Annotated in this window: 15 protein-coding genes; 9 read left to right on the forward strand and 6 right to left on the reverse strand. The window is 61.7% G+C overall.

Annotated features, from left to right (window positions below; all coding sequences use genetic code 11):
- Positions 1–36 precede the first annotated feature (36 nt).
- Positions 37–2,172 (reverse strand): DNRLRE domain-containing protein, encoded by a 2,136-nt coding sequence (locus BUC24_RS26780; protein WP_073223121.1) that lies wholly within the window; start codon positions 2,170–2,172, stop codon positions 37–39.
- A 33-nt stretch (positions 2,173–2,205) separates the two neighbouring features.
- Positions 2,206–3,051, reverse strand: a complete 846-nt coding sequence (locus BUC24_RS24710) for a c-type cytochrome (protein ID WP_178372616.1) — start codon at positions 3,049–3,051, stop codon at positions 2,206–2,208.
- Positions 3,052–3,347: 296 nt separating this feature from the next.
- Here BUC24_RS24710 and BUC24_RS24715 point away from each other — a divergent pair, with 296 nt between their 5' ends.
- The 3 genes from BUC24_RS24715 to BUC24_RS24730 all read left to right on the forward strand — a co-directional run bounded on the left by BUC24_RS24715 (position 3,348) and on the right by BUC24_RS24730 (position 6,835).
- On the forward strand, positions 3,348–4,112 hold the full coding sequence (locus tag BUC24_RS24715) for an SDR family oxidoreductase (protein ID WP_073223125.1): 765 nt from the start codon (positions 3,348–3,350) through the stop codon (positions 4,110–4,112).
- Positions 4,113–4,170: 58 nt separating this feature from the next.
- Complete coding sequence (locus BUC24_RS24720) at positions 4,171–5,115, forward strand: PEP-CTERM sorting domain-containing protein (protein WP_073223127.1); 945 nt, start codon at positions 4,171–4,173, stop codon at positions 5,113–5,115.
- Between the two features lie 109 nt (positions 5,116–5,224).
- Positions 5,225–6,835 carry a hypothetical protein gene (locus BUC24_RS24730; RefSeq protein WP_178372617.1) on the forward strand — a complete coding sequence of 537 codons (1,611 nt, stop codon included), beginning with the start codon at positions 5,225–5,227 and terminating at the stop codon, positions 6,833–6,835.
- 11 nt (positions 6,836–6,846) lie between these two features.
- On the opposite strand, the gene BUC24_RS24735 is transcribed toward BUC24_RS24730, so the two are convergent.
- The 4 genes from BUC24_RS24735 to BUC24_RS24750 all read right to left on the reverse strand — a co-directional run bounded on the left by BUC24_RS24735 (position 6,847) and on the right by BUC24_RS24750 (position 11,388).
- Complete coding sequence (locus BUC24_RS24735; RefSeq protein WP_073223133.1) at positions 6,847–8,076, reverse strand: MFS transporter; 1,230 nt, start codon at positions 8,074–8,076, stop codon at positions 6,847–6,849.
- Positions 8,073–8,612, reverse strand: coding sequence for a PadR family transcriptional regulator (locus BUC24_RS24740; RefSeq protein WP_073223135.1), 540 nt, complete (start codon positions 8,610–8,612; stop codon positions 8,073–8,075). The genes BUC24_RS24735 and BUC24_RS24740 overlap by 4 nt, the downstream gene beginning before the upstream one ends.
- A gap of 76 nt (positions 8,613–8,688) precedes the next feature.
- Positions 8,689–10,095, reverse strand: a complete 1,407-nt coding sequence (gene gbpA, locus BUC24_RS24745) for an N-acetylglucosamine-binding protein GbpA (RefSeq protein WP_073223137.1) — start codon at positions 10,093–10,095, stop codon at positions 8,689–8,691.
- 243 nt (positions 10,096–10,338) lie between these two features.
- Entirely contained in the window at positions 10,339–11,388 is a 1,050-nt protein-coding gene (locus tag BUC24_RS24750; RefSeq protein WP_073223139.1) for a DUF3466 family protein, read from the reverse strand.
- Positions 11,389–11,588: 200 nt separating this feature from the next.
- Between BUC24_RS24750 and BUC24_RS24755 the strand changes: the two genes are divergently transcribed.
- From BUC24_RS24755 to BUC24_RS24780, 6 genes are all read left to right on the forward strand, one after another.
- Positions 11,589–12,338 (forward strand): substrate-binding periplasmic protein, encoded by a 750-nt coding sequence (locus tag BUC24_RS24755; protein ID WP_073223141.1) that lies wholly within the window; start codon positions 11,589–11,591, stop codon positions 12,336–12,338.
- Positions 12,339–12,423: 85 nt separating this feature from the next.
- Positions 12,424–13,563, forward strand: a complete 1,140-nt coding sequence (locus BUC24_RS24760) for a GGDEF domain-containing protein (protein WP_073223143.1) — start codon at positions 12,424–12,426, stop codon at positions 13,561–13,563.
- 65 nt (positions 13,564–13,628) lie between these two features.
- Positions 13,629–13,865: a DUF2795 domain-containing protein gene (locus BUC24_RS24765; protein WP_083599148.1), complete on the forward strand. Its 237-nt coding sequence runs from the start codon at positions 13,629–13,631 to the stop codon at positions 13,863–13,865.
- A 112-nt stretch (positions 13,866–13,977) separates the two neighbouring features.
- A complete protein-coding gene (locus tag BUC24_RS27410; RefSeq protein ID WP_073223147.1) occupies positions 13,978–14,595 on the forward strand; it encodes a DUF4254 domain-containing protein in 618 nt (205 codons plus the stop codon).
- Positions 14,592–15,404, forward strand: a complete 813-nt coding sequence (locus BUC24_RS27415) for a glycosyltransferase family A protein (RefSeq protein ID WP_073223149.1) — start codon at positions 14,592–14,594, stop codon at positions 15,402–15,404. Before BUC24_RS27410 ends, BUC24_RS27415 begins: the two co-directional genes overlap by 4 nt.
- Positions 15,401–16,465, forward strand: a complete 1,065-nt coding sequence (locus BUC24_RS24780; protein ID WP_073223151.1) for a glycosyltransferase family 9 protein — start codon at positions 15,401–15,403, stop codon at positions 16,463–16,465. The genes BUC24_RS27415 and BUC24_RS24780 overlap by 4 nt, the downstream gene beginning before the upstream one ends.
- The last annotated feature ends 63 nt before the right edge of the window (positions 16,466–16,528 follow it).

The raw sequence follows: 16,528 nt of genomic DNA on the forward strand, positions 1-16,528 counted from the left end.
GCGGGAGTCGTCCCCCGCCGTCGTGCTTTTCAGCGATTAATTTTGATACGTGATGCTCAGGGTCGGCCGTTGCGAGACCGTGCCGTACTCGCTGGAGCGCAAGTCTACGCCGTCGGAACTGCTGGAGCGCACCGTCAAGCCGTGATTGGCAACCGACCCGTTCAACCATCCCTGCACCATGGCGATGCCGGCGGCGTTGAGCGTGATCGTGTGGGCGCCATTGGCACTCGGTACAAAGTTGCCGATCTCGGTACCCTGCGCGCCGGCGATGTTGGCGTTGCTCCAGGTGGCCGTGCTTTCAGTCCAGGCCGCGTTGCGCGCATACAGCCGGTAAGTGCCAGCGCTTGGATTGAACGCTTGCAAACCCACACGTACGGACTTGACGGTCGCGCTGGTCGGGATGCCAGTCACGCCCCATTTGAGGAGGGACACCAGTTCGCCGCGCGAGCCATCCGACCCATCCGCCATCACCGCGCTGGCGCTGCCGAAGTTGGAGCCGCTGGCACCGCTGGCCACATACGTATCCTGGGTGCCAGCATAACCGTTCAAGCCGTCGCGCAAGTCCACCGTGACCGTTGTGCTGCCGGCACCGAGCGTGGTGGCATTGGCCACGTTGGAGTAAGCCGAGGGACCGGCACTGTTTTTGGCGCGCACGCGGTAGTAGTAGGTCGTGCTGGCGGCCAGGCCTGTGCTGGCATAGGCCTGCACATTGCTGCCGACGGAAGACAGCGCTGCCCAGTTGACATTGTCGCTGGAGCGTTCGACGTCGAAGCCGGTTTCATTGTTGGCATTGTCGGTCCATGCCAGGTTGATGGCGGACGAGGAAGCGGCTGTTGCCGTCAGCGCGCCAGGCGCGGCAGGTGTGGTCGGCGGTGTGGTGTTTTTGCTGATGGTGAAATAATCGCGTACCGCGCCGTTGTTGTTCAGGTATTTGATGTCCATGGTCTGGTTCGATACATCAATGACCATCGAGCCCAGTTCATTCAATGACAAGAACATGGCAGGGTGATTCAAGGTCCCGCCACTGACCTGGCCGGATGCGCCCACGACCGAATACACGGCGCCGGAGTGCGGCAGGCTGGCCGTTTTTGTATAAGCGCCCGTGCCATCGACGCGGCCGCTGCCGCCGTTGACTTCAAACGAGCTGCTGTAGGTGCTGGAGACGCCATAGTGGCCGTCGATGAATTTGGAGCGCTCGTACGAATGGCTGTGGCCAGTAAGAACCAGATCGACGCCATAGTTTTCCAGGATCGGCAGGAAGTTCTTGCGCATTTCAATCAGGTTCGTTTCGGTGTCTGAATTGTGCGAGCCCTTGGTATAGGGCGGATGGTGCCAGATGGCGATCAGCCAGGTGGCGGTGACGTTGGCCAGGTCGGCTTTCATCCAGTTCATCATCGCCCCATTGGTGGCGCGGCTGGTCTCGTTCGAGTCGAGCACGATCACGTGGATATTGCCGTAGTTGAAGGAGTAGTAGGCTTCAGTGCCGGAAGCCACACCGCCCGCTTCGGCGTTCTTCGGAAAGGTATGGATATCGTAGTAAGGGCCGCTCTGCGTTGCGGAATCGGCGCTGGTGCCGTCATGGTTGCCAATCGTGGCCCACAGCGGCGACTGGCGCATCATCTCGGGGTACACATTGAACATATTGGTCTGGTATTCGGCATCGGTGCCACTGTTGTAGGCGTTATCGCCCAGCATCAGCCAGAAATCCGTGTACGTGCTGCCGGTGTAATTGCGATAAGCCTTGTACACCGCTGCTTGCCCGGAGGAACCCGTGCCTGCATCGCCGATGACCCAGATGCGCGCGGGTTCCGCCGTGCCCGCTGTGGGCGAGGTTTTGAAATAGTAGGTCGCGTCGCCAGCTTGCACAGCGCCACTGGCACCCACGTTGTAGAAATACTTCGTGTTTGGGCTCAGGCCGGTCAGTTTGACAATGTGCTCCTTTGTCGACGTGGCGCTCGAGGCAGTCGATGTCAGGCTGCTGGCGCTGGCGCCGTATTGCACGCGGCTATCCGTCGCCGTATCGGTTCGCCAGCGTACGGTGATGCTGTCGCTGCTGGCGCTTTGCAGGTAGGGCCCGCGTACGACCGAGGCGGCAAATGCCAGCGACGACGACAGTAGAACGACAAGCACGATGCAGGACTTTACAACGCCATCCATTTTCTTATGCAGCATTTGTTTTCTCCATATCCACGGTTTGTAGAACGACTACTTGCGCTCTTCGGAATAACTTCTGAGCAGGGCCAGCGACTTCAGGCGCTCACTGGACGAGCCGGGTAGTGTTTGCATCAATTCCTCATCGGGCAGCGTGGCCGCGGCCTTTAACCAAAGATCGGCGGCCGTCCGATCCAGCCTGGCTGCAACGGGCAAATCCATGCGCGGCCGCAGCGCAAGCACATAAAACGACACGGCCCACAACTCGTCCTCGGCCAAGGACGCAAAGCTTGGCATGGCGGTGTTCTGCACGCCCAATTTGGCGGAGGTGTACACGGACAAGGGCGACATGGATGCCATGCGGCCAGAATCGAGAAAATTCATGGGTTTCGATGCCAGTGTCTGCGCTGCAGCGCCCTGGCCGTTGCCCGACGCGCCGTGGCAGGACGCACAATTGGCTGCGAACAGCTGTTTCCCCTGTAGCAGGCTGGGCCAGTTGCGCGGCGCGGTTGCCGTGCCACCGGCCACATAGATGGCATCACGCGCTTTCAATGCCTGCTTCTTGATGGCGTCAGGCTGCGCTTTTTCCTTGATCAGCTCGATGAGTCTTTCGATATCGGTGCGGATGGCCGGCTCAGCTTTGATCGCCTTGACCTGATCACTCACTTCCAGCGCGGAGCCGCTGACCACCAGTTGCTCGACGTATTCATCTTCGTCGATGACTTTGCCGTTCGCCACGGCCAGCGCGTAGTCGCGAGAAACGTAATCGAGCATTTGCGCCACGAAATCGGCCGTGTACGCGGGGCGGATACTTTCCTGCGCAGAGGCGTCGGGCGCCACGCTACCGTACAGGAGCAAGGTCGACAGCGCCACGGACGCAAGAAGGGAGGATGCAGCCAAAGTTCTATCGATCATGGAATGTACTGAAAGAAACGCTGGAACCGACGAGTGTACATACGCGAAATGACGTGTCAATGACAATGGCAAGGCGTGGGCGATCCGAGACAGCGCGCTAAAAAATCGAACGCAGTGACCGTTTTTGTGTCATGGAAATAACAATGTTGCTCGCATCAATTCAGGTTTTCTGAATCTATCATTCAGATGCAAGGCTTTGATTCCGATTCCGGGCCGTCATACAGTGCATGCATCGGCTCACGCAAAGCGGGGCTGCTCATCCACCACAAAGGAGTCTCACCATGCAACGTCTTCAATCCAAAGTCGCCATCATTACTGGCGCCAGTTCCGGCATCGGCCGCGCCACTGCGCTTTTGTTCGCCAGCGAAGGCGCGCAGCTGGTCGTCGGCGCGCGCCGCCAGGCCGAACTCGACAGTTTGGTACAAGAGATTGCGACCGCCGGCGGACGCGCGGTGGCACTGGCCGGCGATGTCCGCGACGAGGCGTATGCGCAGGCGCTGGTCGCGACGGCGCTGGAACAATTTGGCCGTCTGGACATTGCCTTCAACAACGCCGGTACCCTGGGCGAAATGGGTGACAGCAGCCAGGTCAGCCTGGCGGGCTGGACCGACACGCTGCATACCAATCTGACCAGCGCCTTCCTCGGTGCCAAGTATCAGATTCCAGCGATGCAAAAAACGGGCGGCGGTTCAGTGATTTTCACGTCCACCTTTGTCGGCCACAGCTTTGCTTTCCCTGGCGTGGCGGCGTATGCGGCAAGCAAATCGGGGCTGATCGGACTGACCCAGGCACTGGCTGCCGAGTACGGCCCGAGCGGGGTGCGTGTCAATGCAGTACTGCCGGGCGCGGTGGACACCGAGATGTATCGCGAGATGAATAATACGGAAGAGTCGCAAGCCTACATCAAGGGTTTGCATGCCTTGAAGCGCGCCGCCCTGCCCGATGAACTGGCGCGCTCGGTTTTGTATTTGGCATCCGATGATGCAACGTTTACGACCGGAACGGCAATGCTGGTTGATGGGGGCGCCTCCATCACGCGTAGCTGAAAGCGGCCCCGTCTTGACTACAATGATGGTGAATACAACATTGTAGAAGGAGCCCGACGTGAAAATTTCTTCCATCATCCGCGCGCTGGCCTGCGCCACCGTCTTGCTTTACTGGCCGGCGGCGCAGGCCAGTGTCTGGACGGTCGGCGATTTGTACAGCTCGACCGCATTTTCTTCAACGATTCGCCACTACGATGCGAAGGGCAATTACCTCGACTCCCTGACATTGGGGGCGGCGTACGGAGATGACGTCAAAGGCATGGCGTTTGGTGCGAACGGCCTGCTGTATGCGGTCAGCTCGAAAGACCGCGACATGGCAGTCACAGCGCTCGATAGCGAGGGCAAGGTGCACGCCACCTATTCCGGCCCGGGCTTTATCGCAGGAGATCTGTCGTACGGGAACATCGCGTTTGGCAGGAACGGTCAATTCTATGTCGCGGGCGCGGAAAATCTGGTCGCATTTACGCCGGGCGATCGCGTGGGCCGCGTGATTTACCAGAACAATCAAGTCTACGACGTGCAGGTTCTTCCATCCGGTAACTTGATGGTGCTTACCGTCGACGCGCTGGAGGAAATCACGCCGTCCGGCCAATGGGTGCGTTCAATCAATGCGCCGTGGCTGAGCTATGGCCGTGGCCTCGAATACGACCCGGTCAACAATGATCTGTTCGTGACCATGGTTGGTTCTCCCGGCAGCTTTTTCCAGCTGACTCGTGTGGATGGTACGACCGGTGAAGTGGAAGCCACGTCCAGCTACTGGTATGGGGCCGATTTGCTGCTCACCGATGCGCGCGAATTAATTGTTGGAAGTCAAGCGCAAGCCGCCGGGCTATTCGATCTGAATTTGAACTTCCAGGGCACGCTGCCCGGTGATGCGGATATCTTCCTTGCGCAGTACGTAAGGCCGGCTTTCGCCGTGCCTGCGCCAGCCAGCGCCGCGTTGCTGTTGGCAGGCTTGGCGGCCTTGCTTGCGACGCGCCGCCGGCATCTGCATGCCCGGTAAGCGGGTCCCGCTGTTGTTTTTTGTGTACGAACGGAAAAATTGGTTATCTGGAATTCTTTACTGGCTATAATCACCGGTCTTTGTAAAACTAACAACTTCCGGACCGTTCATGACTGTTACCCGCACTCCGTTGCTTTCCCTTTCCGCCGCTTTGTTGATCGCCAGTTTGAGCGCCTGCGGCGGTGGCGGTGGCAGCGCGCCAGCGCCAGCGCCAGCGCCCGGCTCGCCTGTAGCCCCGTCCGCGCCGGTCGTACCAGTTCCGCCAGCGACGCCGGTGGTCCCCGTGGTCCCGGTCACACCGGCGACGCCCGACGGTTTGGGCGCCTGGGGCCATGTGGACGGGACGGTGCGAATCGAGGCCAACATTCAAGCACCGTACGGCACCCCCGACCAGCGCAGTTTGGCCATGGCAGCCGCCCTGGCCGATGACGGCCGTGGCTTGGCAGTCTGGCAGTTGGTGGGCGCCCAGAATAAAGCTGACCGTATTGTCGCCTGGTCGCAATCGGATGCGGCAGGGGCTTGGCCGGCGGGCAAGGCCATCCCTCAGGCGGGGAGTGGCAACGCTTTGTACCGCCTGACGTTGCGCACCAACGCGGCAGGCAACGCGGCGCTCGGCATGGTGACAGAAGGAACACTCACAGAGGCGTCCTCGCCCCGTACTTTGCGTTTCATCCAGGGCAGCGGCTGGGATGCGAGCAGCTACAAGCCACTGGGCGCGTTTGGCGAGGCCAGGCGCACGGTGACTGGAGCTGGTTGGGATTTGAGTATCCTGGACAGTAATGCCGTGACCAGTAGCGGTCGCACGGGCGACTACTTTTCTGTCGTCCAGACCGCACCGGATGGCCAGCAGAAAAGCGTGCTCGACACCAGTGCCAACGCGTTTTCCAGTACCGATGAACACAGCAATTTTGCGCCCCGGCCGGACGGCTTCGGGCTGTGGTACACCACCAAGCAGCGCAATGACTACAGCTCCGACCTCATCGCACGCCTGGCGGCGGTCGACGGAACGGCTTTCGCGACTTTCCCGATCGGTAACTTCGGCCAGCTGTGTTCGGCACTGAATGAAGAAGGGCCACTGGTGGCGGCGACGACGTCCAAAACCGAAGGTGTGCTGGCAGTGACGGTGGGGAAGTTGTCCGGCTGCACCACGCATGCGCTGCACGCGGTGCGCATCTATACCCTGAACACCCTCAGCGTCGACAGTCGCATTCTGAATTCGCCTAGCACTTACCTGCCCGTCGCACCCGTGATTCGCGTCGACAAGGATGGCAATGCGCTGATGGTGTGGCTTGAGTTCACGGGCGAGCGCAACAAGTATCAGGACAGTGACAAGGTGCAGATGATGTGGTCCAAGTCGATGTACGGTGGTGGCTGGTCGACCCCTGTTTCGGTGTTCGGCCCCGGCGTCGATCTGACCAAGTATTCCACCCGCCGCAATCCCATTTCGCTGGCCATGAATGCCAACGGTCAGGCCGTTCTTGCGCTGCTGGTCGACTCGCTCAATCCGGTGATCACCACCACCCGCTTTGACTTCCAGTCCGGCTGGAGTGCGCCTAAAGTGATCGCCAACAAAGCCGGTCTGTCCGTGCCCGCCGTGGCAATCAATGCCAGCGGTCAGGCACTGGTCGTCTATTCGGGCACCGATCTGACGCGCGTCAACGGCGTGCCGGGACTGTCGCCAGACCCATTCAACCTGCGCATTTTCGCTCTGCGCTTCTGAGCTGGCGCTCGCTAGGCTGGCGCCGCTACCAGCCTGGTGGGGCGCAGCCGCAGCGCCCAGAATGCCCCGAACAGGGCCAGTCCCGCTGCAATCCAGCCATTGGTGCCGTAGTGACTGATATGACCGGCGCTGTCGCTGATCAGGAACTGGCCGCCAATCCATGCGCCCAGTCCGGTGCCCAGTTGCTGGATCGCTGAGTTGACGCTGAGGAAGGCGCCGCGCTGGGCGGGTGCGGGAATGGTCGTCAGCAGCGCCTGCATCGGAATATTGCGCGCGGCCATGGACGTCATGAACAGCACGAAGCACAGCACGATCAGCGCCATTGGCAGCGGCACCAGATGGGTCAGCAGCAGGAACGGCACGATTGACCATAGCACTGCCACACGGAACATGCGCAGCGCGCCGACCCGGTCGGCCAGACCACCCAGCCAGCGCGAGGTCAGCAGCGAGACCGCGCCACCGGCCAGATAAATCCATGACATGTCGGCTGGCTGCACGCCCAGGTTGCCCACCAGCGTAGGCGCAATAAAGGGAATGATCATCATCCCGCCCAGCATGTTGGTGCCCGAGAGCAGGAAGGCATCGCGCTGGCGCTGCACTTTGAACAGGCCCAGCAGGTCGGGCAGGATATCGGCCAGCTTGCGTGGCACCGCTGCCAGGTGGGCATCCAGGCGCGGCATGACCAGCGCGGCGCCACACCACACCACGGCCGACAGCAGCACCAGCAGCAGGAAGGGAGCAGACCAGTTGTAGTGCGCACCAAGCAGCACGCCTGCCGGCACGCCCGCCACTGCTGCCATGCCGAACGAGGTCATCACAATCCCCGCCGCTGCACCGCGCCGCTGGGGCGGAATCACGTCACCAATGATGGCCATGCTGATCGACGACAGCACGCCGCCGGTCAGGCCGGCAAAGGCGCGCGACAACAGCAGCATGTCGAAGGTGGGCGCCAGCGCGCAGGCCAGATTCGACACCGTGAACAGGCAGAACATGGTCAGCATCAGCCGCTTGCGCGAGAAGCGGTCGATGTAAGTGGCCGCAAACAAGCCTGACAGGCCGGCACACCAGGCATACACCGACACCGCGCCCGAAATGGCGGCTGGATCGACTGCAAACGCGCGCATCAGCTGGGGGGCCAGCGGCATCATGATCATGAAGTCCATGATCACGGTAAATTGGGTGAACGCGAGCAGCCACAACAGCATGCGCTCGCGTTTCGGTGGCAGGACCGCTTCGTTCATCGGGCGCCGTCCTGGTCCAGGTGGGTGATGTCATGCATGGCGCGCTGCAAGATGGCGATGATGCGCGCTACCTTGGCGTCGTCATGCGGGCCGCTGCGGGCTTGCTCGATCACGGCCACCTTCAGGGCATGCATGGCTGTGCGCAAGCCGCCGCGGCCGCCTTCGCCAGGATTGTGCAGGCGGGCCAGGATGGCGTCGAGCAGTTGCCGGTTTTCGTCCAGGAAGGCTTGACCCTCGGCAGTGATGGTATGCAGCTTCTTGTTGCCATCGGCTGAACTGTCGATGTGGCCCAGGTCCAGCAGCATGGCCAGCAGCGGGTAGATCGCGCCCGGGCTGGGGGCGTAGCCACCGCCGGCCAGCTGCTCGATTTCCTTGATCAGTTCGTAGCCGTGGCGCGGCTTTTGTGCAATCAGATGCAGTACCACGTAGCGCAGGGCGCCGGCGTCGAACATCTTGGGGCCGCGCTCGCGGCCACCACCGTGGTGGTGGCCGTGGGCATGCATGTGAACGCGGTGGTGACGCAGAAAATGAAACATGGGAACTCCTTAAGATATATCGTGATTAGATATATCTTAAACCAGTTTTCACCGATTGCAAGGAATTATTTTTGCATCAGGGCCCGGTCCAGGCATCCTGCCAGGCCGCGCCAACGCCTGGTTCATAATGGGTGGCATTGGCTGACCACTGCGCACACCAGCCGCTGTAGGGGAAGGGTTTGCAGGTGTAGACTTTGCCGGTTTTTGGCTGCAAGACGCGGGTGCCGGCCTTGTAGCTGGCCACCGACGCGGGGAAGACAAAATCGTAGGCCTGGGTGCCGCCCTCTTCCGTCAGGCTGAGGTTGAAGGTCTTTTGCAGCACTGCCCCGCCGTTCTTGACCACCGCCTTGAGTACCAGCTGATGGGCACCTGCCCTGGGCTGGTTCAGCGCAATCGACAGCGGTGCGCTATTGTTGTTCAAGGGGGCCGTATCGAAACCCTTCGAGACGCCCGCCTGGTCATACACGTAGGCGCTGACATCCATCTCGGCATTGCCGCTGACATTGAAGTCGATGGTCAACTGGCCGTTGCGAATCACATAGGCAGCGGCGAGGTTGCTGACGCTTACATCTGCGCTGGGCAATTGCTCCTTGTTGATCTGGACTTCTACCCGCGTCAGCGCGCTATTGCTGCGCGCGAATATCGTGTTCTGGCCATACACTGGCGTGATGGCCCCGTTGCTGCCTTGTTGTCCCGCCTGCAGCAATGGTTGCTCGGCATTGATGCGCGTGGCCAGGTTATACGACCAGTTGTTGCGCAAGCCTTCGCTGGCGCTGGCGATCCGCACAAGGGTCTGCAACTCGGGCTTTTCACCGGCAGCATCGAAGACGCGGGTGGCAACGCTGTCGCCCACGGCCAGGTCGACCGAAGGATAAATCACGCCGCGCTGGCTCCATGCCGGCACCGGCGTACCGTCCTTGAATAGCACATCGATCACGTTGTAAAAACTGTTGGTGGTGTCCGCCACTTCCCAGACGGCCAGGATCACATGGTAGCCGCTGCGCTGCGGCACGGTGCAGGCATGGGTGACCTGCAAGGGCGGCTGGCGGTTGCCGCCATCGATCACGCAAAACGGCGTCAGATCGAAGGCGGCGCGGCTGAGCTTCTGGTTCTCGTTCCAGCCCGTTTTGGTGATGTAATAGCGCCAGTTACGCGTGGCATGATTGGCGGTGAATTGCCAGCTGAAGTTGTTTGGCCCGGCCTGCAGCGCGCGCTTGGTCCAGCGGCTGCTGGTTTGCTCGTTCAATTCATTGAACTGCACCAGGCCGGCGCTGGCGATGCTGCCGTCGGCTGGTCCGCCATTGGGAAACCCGGTTGGCGCCTCCAGGCTTTGCGGCTCCCACTGGATGGCGCCGCAATTGCTGTTACCCCCTTGCTTGCACAAGAAACCACGCGCTTCCGGCATCGTCAAATAACCGTGCGCCCATGCGGCCTGACTGGCCCCGACGGCGCACAGAACGGCGCCGAGCATTAATTTTTTCATCTTGTCTCCTCTCGCAAAGCGAACATTGCCGCCCAAAAAAAAGGCGGACTTTTCAGCATGCGAGGGTGACCAGGCGGGGTCAACTGGTTTTGCGTCTTGCCTATCAACGCGCTACCAGTGCAAGGCGGCACTAGCCCTTGCACCTTCAATCGCCTGTACTGGCGGGCGCTGCGTGGCGGCGTGCGTCACGGTCGTGCCCGCCCTGGCAATACCAGTGAGGCAGGTGGCGCAGGTGGTCTGGTCCTATGGAAGCGGATCCAATCGCAATGCATGGCAAACGCCCGCTTTGCAGCCGGTGGCGGCGATCTGGCTTTTGTTGTTAATGGCATTTGCTTCGCGCAGTGACCAGCCCAGTGCCGGGTTGATCAGTGTGTTCAGGTCGTGCATCGTGCCAAAGCGGTACAGGAAGGCCTTTTGCCAGCTGCTGCCGCCGCCGAGTTCGGCCAGCGCGTAGCCGACGATCTCGCCTTTATCATTGATGGCTCTTGCTGAACTAAGCCCACCACCAGGCAAGGTGCCAAGGTTTTTCATCACGCCCAGAAAGTATGAAAATGCCCGGTTGTTCATCAGCTCGGGTGTGGATGCTTCGCCCACCACTTTGCCATGGGCATTGATGGCGTAGGCGGTGCTGAACTGGCCCCCCAGGGTGCCCAGGTCTTTCATTTCCTCGCAGGCATACAAAAAGGCGTGGAAGGGACTTTCCGGCGGCGTGAACTCGCCCACCACCGAGCCGCCCACCACCTTGCGCTTGTCATTGATGCCGGCCGCATGGCTGCCGCCTTCCGGATCGGCCGCCTCGATGCGGCCCAGGTCCTGCATCAGCACACCCGGACGCAACAGAAAGGCGCTGGAATACGAATTTGGTCCGGGCGGCATGTCGGCCGAGCCAACAATATCGTCGTGGTTATTGATGGCGCTGGCGCCGCTGTTGTCGCCGCCAAAGGTGCCCAGGTCGGTCATGCTGCCAGCGACCCACAGAAAGGCGCGGGTATGTCCCAGTCCATCGTCCGCATTGCCGACGATTTTTCCAGCGTTGTTGATGCCTGCGGCTCTGGCATTGGGCCCACCCAGCGTCCCCAGGTCGGTAATCACGCCGTTCTGGTGTTTGAACGCATGGGTGTTGGCGCCGGACGGTTGATTGCCAATTACCGTTCCGGCGGCGTTGATGCCGGTCGCGCGGCTGCCGGCAATGCCGACGATGGAAACGGCATACTTGGGCGCCGCGCTGGCGCTCGGCGGCAGGGTAGCAAACAGGGTCAGGCTGAGGATGGACAGAGTGTGGCGAAGCGACATGGCGCTCTCCTTGGAAGCAAGACAGCAATCAAGCTTCCCAGAATAGGCGCGCTGGCCGAGCTCGGCGTGCGCCAGCGCAGGCAGGGCGTTTGAAACGCCTCAGTACCCGCTTGTCGGCGCCGGACCGGCCAAAAACGAGGGTACCCAGGCCGCATAGTAATATAGGTGACTGATCAAGTGACGTCCGACAAGGACGGAACGTGTTCCGCACATGGTGGTTCGGGATCTGCCTGGCACTGGCCTCGGTTGGCGTGCGGGCAGAGGACATCACGCTGACCAATGGCGAATGGCTGCCGTTTCAGTCCGAGAAGCTGGCGGGCTACGGGGTGCTGTCGCGCGTGGTGACGGAAGCGTTTGCGCTGGAGGGCGTCACGGTGCATTACCTGTTCCGGCCCTGGCCGCGCGCCATGGCCGAGGCGCAAGATGGCCCCGCGCAGGGATCCATCGTGTGGAGCAAGGGCAAGCCGGGCTCCGCACGCAACCGCAATTTTATCTACAGTGACGTGGTGTTCGAAGGCAAGGCCGTGTTCTTTCAGCGCACCGGCTTTCCCTTTGCATGGAAGACCTATGCCGATCTGGCCAAGTTCCGCATTGGTGGCGTCGCGGGCTACGAATATGATTTCGAAGGCACGCCTGGCGTACGCATCGACCGCGCCCCCAGCGAGCAGTTAAGCATGCGCAAGTTGCTGGCAGGGCGGTTCGACGTTTACCCGACCATACGCGAAGTGGGCTGGTACACCTTGCATACCCAGTTCAGCGCCGCTGAGGCGGCAGCCATCAGCGAGTACCGTGGCCGCCCCTATAACCAGCCCCGCTACCATCTGATATTGCCGCGCCGGCTGGCGGCCAGCCCGCGCCGCCTGGCGCAGTTCAACCAGGGTTTGCGGCGCTTGCGCGAGAGCGGCCGCTACGACCAGCTTATGGCCGAACTGGCGGCAGGCCGCTACTGAAAAAGTTGCAGGACCGAAGCTAAAAACTCAGGTATTGTGTGTTCATGGAGGACTGCGCATCTTGACGATCGACGAGCCGACCTTAATGACTGCCCTTGGCCTGGCCGCCCTGACTGCCAGCGCCATGTTCATCGCGCTGGCAATTTTTGCGCGTCAGATTCCGGGCGTTCGTTACTGGGCCGCCGGTGCGCTGGCGGTGGGCTTTGCCACCGTCCTTGATGGGCCGCGCCTGATTGCGGACTGGCGTCTGGCCTCCTTGATGTTCAACATTCCCTTCACCACCGGGCAAGCCTTCATCCTGGCCGGCACCATGCAGTTCTGCAACCGGCCCCATGCCCATCGCGTGCTGCGCGTGTTTGCCGTGCTGGCAGTGGTGCTTACGGTCATGTTCACTTACATCACGCCGGACGACAAGTGGCGCATCTGGTCGCTTTGCTGCTGCCAGGGCGCGGCGAACCTGGCGACGGCCTACCTGCTGTTCCGCTATCCGGATCCCTTTTCACGCCCGGTGTTCATTGCCAGCAGCATCGTGGCCCTGCTGCAGGCCCTGGCTGCCCTGGCGCAGGGCGTGCTGGTGAGCCTGAGCGCGGTGTCGATCACGTACGCTTCGCCCCAGCTGCCGGTGGCCAACATGATCAGCTGGGGCGGTGCCATGCTTAATATTATTGCCGGCAACTGGCTGATGTTCCTCCTGATCATGCTGCGCCTGGTCGCTGACTTGCGCGTGGTGGCCGAGCGCGATGTGCTGACCGGCCTGCTGAACCGGCGCGGCCTGCGTCCCCACATCGACGCCATTTTGCGCCGTGGCGAAGCGCATGGCGGCGCGATTGGCATCATGATTCTGGATATTGACCATTTCAAGCAGATCAACGATACCCATGGCCACGAAGTGGGCGACAAGGTGCTGACGGTGATGGGCGAGGTCCTGCTGAAAATGGGCTTTCCCAGCGCCACGCCATGCCGCTGGGGCGGCGAGGAATTCTGCATCGTGGTCGAGGGGCAAAGCCGCGACTACATGGTGCAAATGGCGGAACATATCCGCAAAAGTTTTCAGCAGGGCACTGCCGAGCTGGGTGTTCTGGGATCGGGGCGCACCGTCAGCGTGGGCATCGGACGCAGCTTCATTGATGCGCAATTCGATGTGTCGAGCCTGATCTCGGTTGCCGATGCCCAGCTGTATCTGGCCAAACTGGCCGGTCGCGATCGGGTTGCCGTCGCCGAATAGCGGAAACTCCGCGCTGGCGTGGCTGTCATATGGCTTCCTGCCTTTTCATCGTGGACGAGGGTGCCATGGAACATTCCAATCCGATTCAAATTCAAAAATACCTCAAGGGTGTCGATTACCCGGCCAACAAAGCGCAGCTGATTGAAAACGCGCGCAGGCTCGGCGCGGACGACAATGTATGCGCCTCGCTCGAACAGTTGCCAGACGACGAATTTGACACACCAGCGCAGGTCAGCAAGGCCTTCAGCGGTCCGTCCAGCGACGCGGTCGACAGCGACGAGCAAGGCGCCAGGCCGCACTAGCAGCACATTTGACCCAGCGCAGTCAAACACCGGTGTGCGCCGGAACTGCAGGACGGCGGGCTAACTCCAACATGGGCACGGTTTAAATCGATGGCCCCTATTTGGAGTTCCCATGTCAGACGAGCTCAACGCAGCAGCCCTTGTGCACTTTCATGACAGCGCGCTGGCCAGCGCAGGCTGGCCGCAGGCCGGGCCGCGTGCGCCAAGTCACGGACCGTGGCCCTGGATTCACGCCAATCACCGCTGCAACACCTTGCTCTGGCACGAGGAAGACAAAGCGCGCCGCACCGATGTCGGCGCGCACGAAATCGCGGCCAGCAAGCGCCTGATCGACCGCTACAACCAGGACCGCAACAATGCGGTCGAAGCCATCGACGAAGCCATCCTCGATCAGCTGGCCGCCGTCGCCCACGGCGATGGCGCACGCATGAGCAGCGAGACCGCCGGGGCCATGGTGGACCGGCTTTCCATTCTGGCACTCAAAATCTTTCACATGCGCCTGCAGAGCGCCCGTGCCGAGGCCGGCCCCGCGCACATCGAGGCCTGCACCCGCAAACTGCGGCGTCTGCTGGTGCAGCGCCAGGACCTGGCCGCCTGCTTCGAGCAACTGCTGCGCGAGGCGCGCCAGGGGCAGGCTTACTTCAAGGTCTATCTCCAGTTCAAAATGTACAACGATCCCACCCTGAATCCCTATCTGTACGGTGCGCCGGCGCCGGCTCCGGCCCCATGAGCCCGCAGCACGCTCTCGACATCCTGATACCAACGCGCAATCGCGATGCGGCGCTCGCCGTCACGCTCACGGCATTGTCGGCCCAGGATTTCCGCGACTTTCGCATCATCGTGTCCGACCAGTCCGATATGCCTGGCACGTTTGCCAATCCCGAAATTCGCGCGGTGCTGCGTTATCTTGCCGCGCGCGGCCTGCGGGTGCTGACACTGAGCCATTTGCCGCGCCTGGGCATGGCAGAGCAGCGCGCTTTCCTGCTCTCGCACGCACGTGCCCCCGCCTGTTTGTTTCTTGACGACGATGTCATCCTCGAAACCGATCTGGTCGGCAGGCTGCACCGTGCCTTGCAGCTGCAGCGTTGCGGCTTTGTCGGCAGTGCCCTGCACGGCTTAAGCTATGTTGGCGACCACCGGCCCGAGCAGCAATACATCGAGTTCTGGGACGCCGAAGTGGCACCCGAGCGGCTCGATCCGTCCAGCCCGGGCTGGTCGCGCCACCATTTGCACAGCGCGGCCAATCTGTATCACGTGCAGTCACGGCTGGCGCTGGAAGGCGCTGCAACGCGGCCGTACAAGGTGGCCTGGGTGGGAGGCTGCGTGATGTTCGATACGCAAAAGTTGCGCGCTGCAGGCGGCTTCGATTTCTGGCGCGACCTACCTGCCGCGCACTGCGGCGAAGACGTGCTGGCCCAATTGCGCGTCATGGAGCAATTTGGCGGCTGCGGCATTGTCCCTTCCGGCGCTTATCACATGGAATTGCCCACCACCATCAGCGAACGCCAGGTCGACGCGCCCAAAGTCTTGCACCGATGACGGCGCGCGCGCTCGGCAAGGTCAGAAAAATCGCGGTCTTTCGGCCGAGCGCGCTGGGCGACTTTATCTTTTGCCTGCCCGCCCTGCATGCCTTGCGTGGCGCCTATCCTGGTGCGGAAATCGTGTATCTGGGGCAGCGCTGGCATGTGGCATTCCTCGAGCAGCGGCGCGGGCCGGTCGACCGTGTGGCCGTGGTGCCACCCCTGCCCGGCATCGGCGCGCCAGACGACAGCAGTACGGCGCCGCCAGCGGTGGCATTTTATGAAGCAATGCAGAGCGAACGCTTCGATCTTGCCTTGCAAATGTATGGCGGCGGACGCCATGCCAACCCGGTGGTGCAGCGCTTCGAAGCGTGTATGAGCGTCGGCATGCGCACGCCGGATGCGGCGCCGCTGTCGCGCACGCTACCCTATCAGGGTGCGGTCAACCGCCGTTTGCAGTTGCTGGAAGTGGCGTCCCTGGCAGGAGCGCAGCACTGGCCCATGTCAGCGCGCCTGCACGTCACCGCGGTCGACCGTGAACTGGCGGCACAGGTGCTGCCCGATCTGGGCAAGCGCGCGCTGGTGCTGTTGCAACCGGGCAGCAACGATGCACGCCGCTGCTGGCCTGCCGCGCGCTACGCAGCCCTGGCCGACGCTTTGACAGAGCAAGGTGCTTGTGTTGCCATCAATGGCAGTGCGGCTGAGGCGCCCTTGGTGCGTGCCGTGCTGCAAAGCATGCGCCATCGAGCGCTCGATTTAAGCGGCAAATTGTCACTGGCGGGGCTATGCGGTTTGTTGCAGCGCTGTAGCATGGTGGTCTCCAACGACACCGGGCCGCTGCATCTGGCGCTTGAGATCGGCGTTCCATCGGTAGGTATCTACTGGTTTACCAATCTCATCGAATCGGCGCCGCTCAGGCAGGAACACCACCGTGCTGCCGTTTCGCTGCGTGTGGCCTGCCCCGTCTGTGGGGCTGAAAATCTGGCGCATCGGTGCGAACACGACGTCAGTTTTGTCGCAGATGTGGCGCTGGAAGAAGTAACGGCGTTGGCAATGGCCTTGTACCGCGACACCGCGTAGTTTGGGCGCGCCAATGCCGACGCGCCATGCAAGGTGCTGCAGATTGGGGGCGGCAATTGCATG

The organism is Massilia sp. CF038 (assembly GCF_900129765.1).
In the GTDB taxonomy this organism is placed as follows: Bacteria; Pseudomonadota; Gammaproteobacteria; order Burkholderiales; family Burkholderiaceae_D; genus Telluria_A.

What these genes read in the sequence shown, in the direction of transcription:
- BUC24_RS26780 (WP_073223121.1), bottom strand. Translation starts at nt 2,172, where the DNA reads ATGCTGCATAAGAAAATGGATGGCGTTGTAAAGTCCTGCATCGTGCTT.
- BUC24_RS24715 (WP_073223125.1), top strand. Translation starts at nt 3,348, where the DNA reads ATGCAACGTCTTCAATCCAAAGTCGCCATCATTACTGGCGCCAGTTCC.
- BUC24_RS24730 (WP_178372617.1), top strand. Translation starts at nt 5,225, where the DNA reads ATGACTGTTACCCGCACTCCGTTGCTTTCCCTTTCCGCCGCTTTGTTG.
- BUC24_RS24735 (WP_073223133.1), bottom strand. Translation starts at nt 8,076, where the DNA reads ATGAACGAAGCGGTCCTGCCACCGAAACGCGAGCGCATGCTGTTGTGG.
- BUC24_RS24740 (WP_073223135.1), bottom strand. Translation starts at nt 8,612, where the DNA reads ATGTTTCATTTTCTGCGTCACCACCGCGTTCACATGCATGCCCACGGC.
- gbpA (WP_073223137.1), bottom strand. Translation starts at nt 10,095, where the DNA reads ATGAAAAAATTAATGCTCGGCGCCGTTCTGTGCGCCGTCGGGGCCAGT.
- BUC24_RS24750 (WP_073223139.1), bottom strand. Translation starts at nt 11,388, where the DNA reads ATGTCGCTTCGCCACACTCTGTCCATCCTCAGCCTGACCCTGTTTGCT.
- BUC24_RS24760 (WP_073223143.1), top strand. Translation starts at nt 12,424, where the DNA reads ATGACTGCCCTTGGCCTGGCCGCCCTGACTGCCAGCGCCATGTTCATC.
- BUC24_RS24765 (WP_083599148.1), top strand. Translation starts at nt 13,629, where the DNA reads ATGGAACATTCCAATCCGATTCAAATTCAAAAATACCTCAAGGGTGTC.
- BUC24_RS27410 (WP_073223147.1), top strand. Translation starts at nt 13,978, where the DNA reads ATGTCAGACGAGCTCAACGCAGCAGCCCTTGTGCACTTTCATGACAGC.
- BUC24_RS27415 (WP_073223149.1), top strand. Translation starts at nt 14,592, where the DNA reads ATGAGCCCGCAGCACGCTCTCGACATCCTGATACCAACGCGCAATCGC.
- BUC24_RS24780 (WP_073223151.1), top strand. Translation starts at nt 15,401, where the DNA reads ATGACGGCGCGCGCGCTCGGCAAGGTCAGAAAAATCGCGGTCTTTCGG.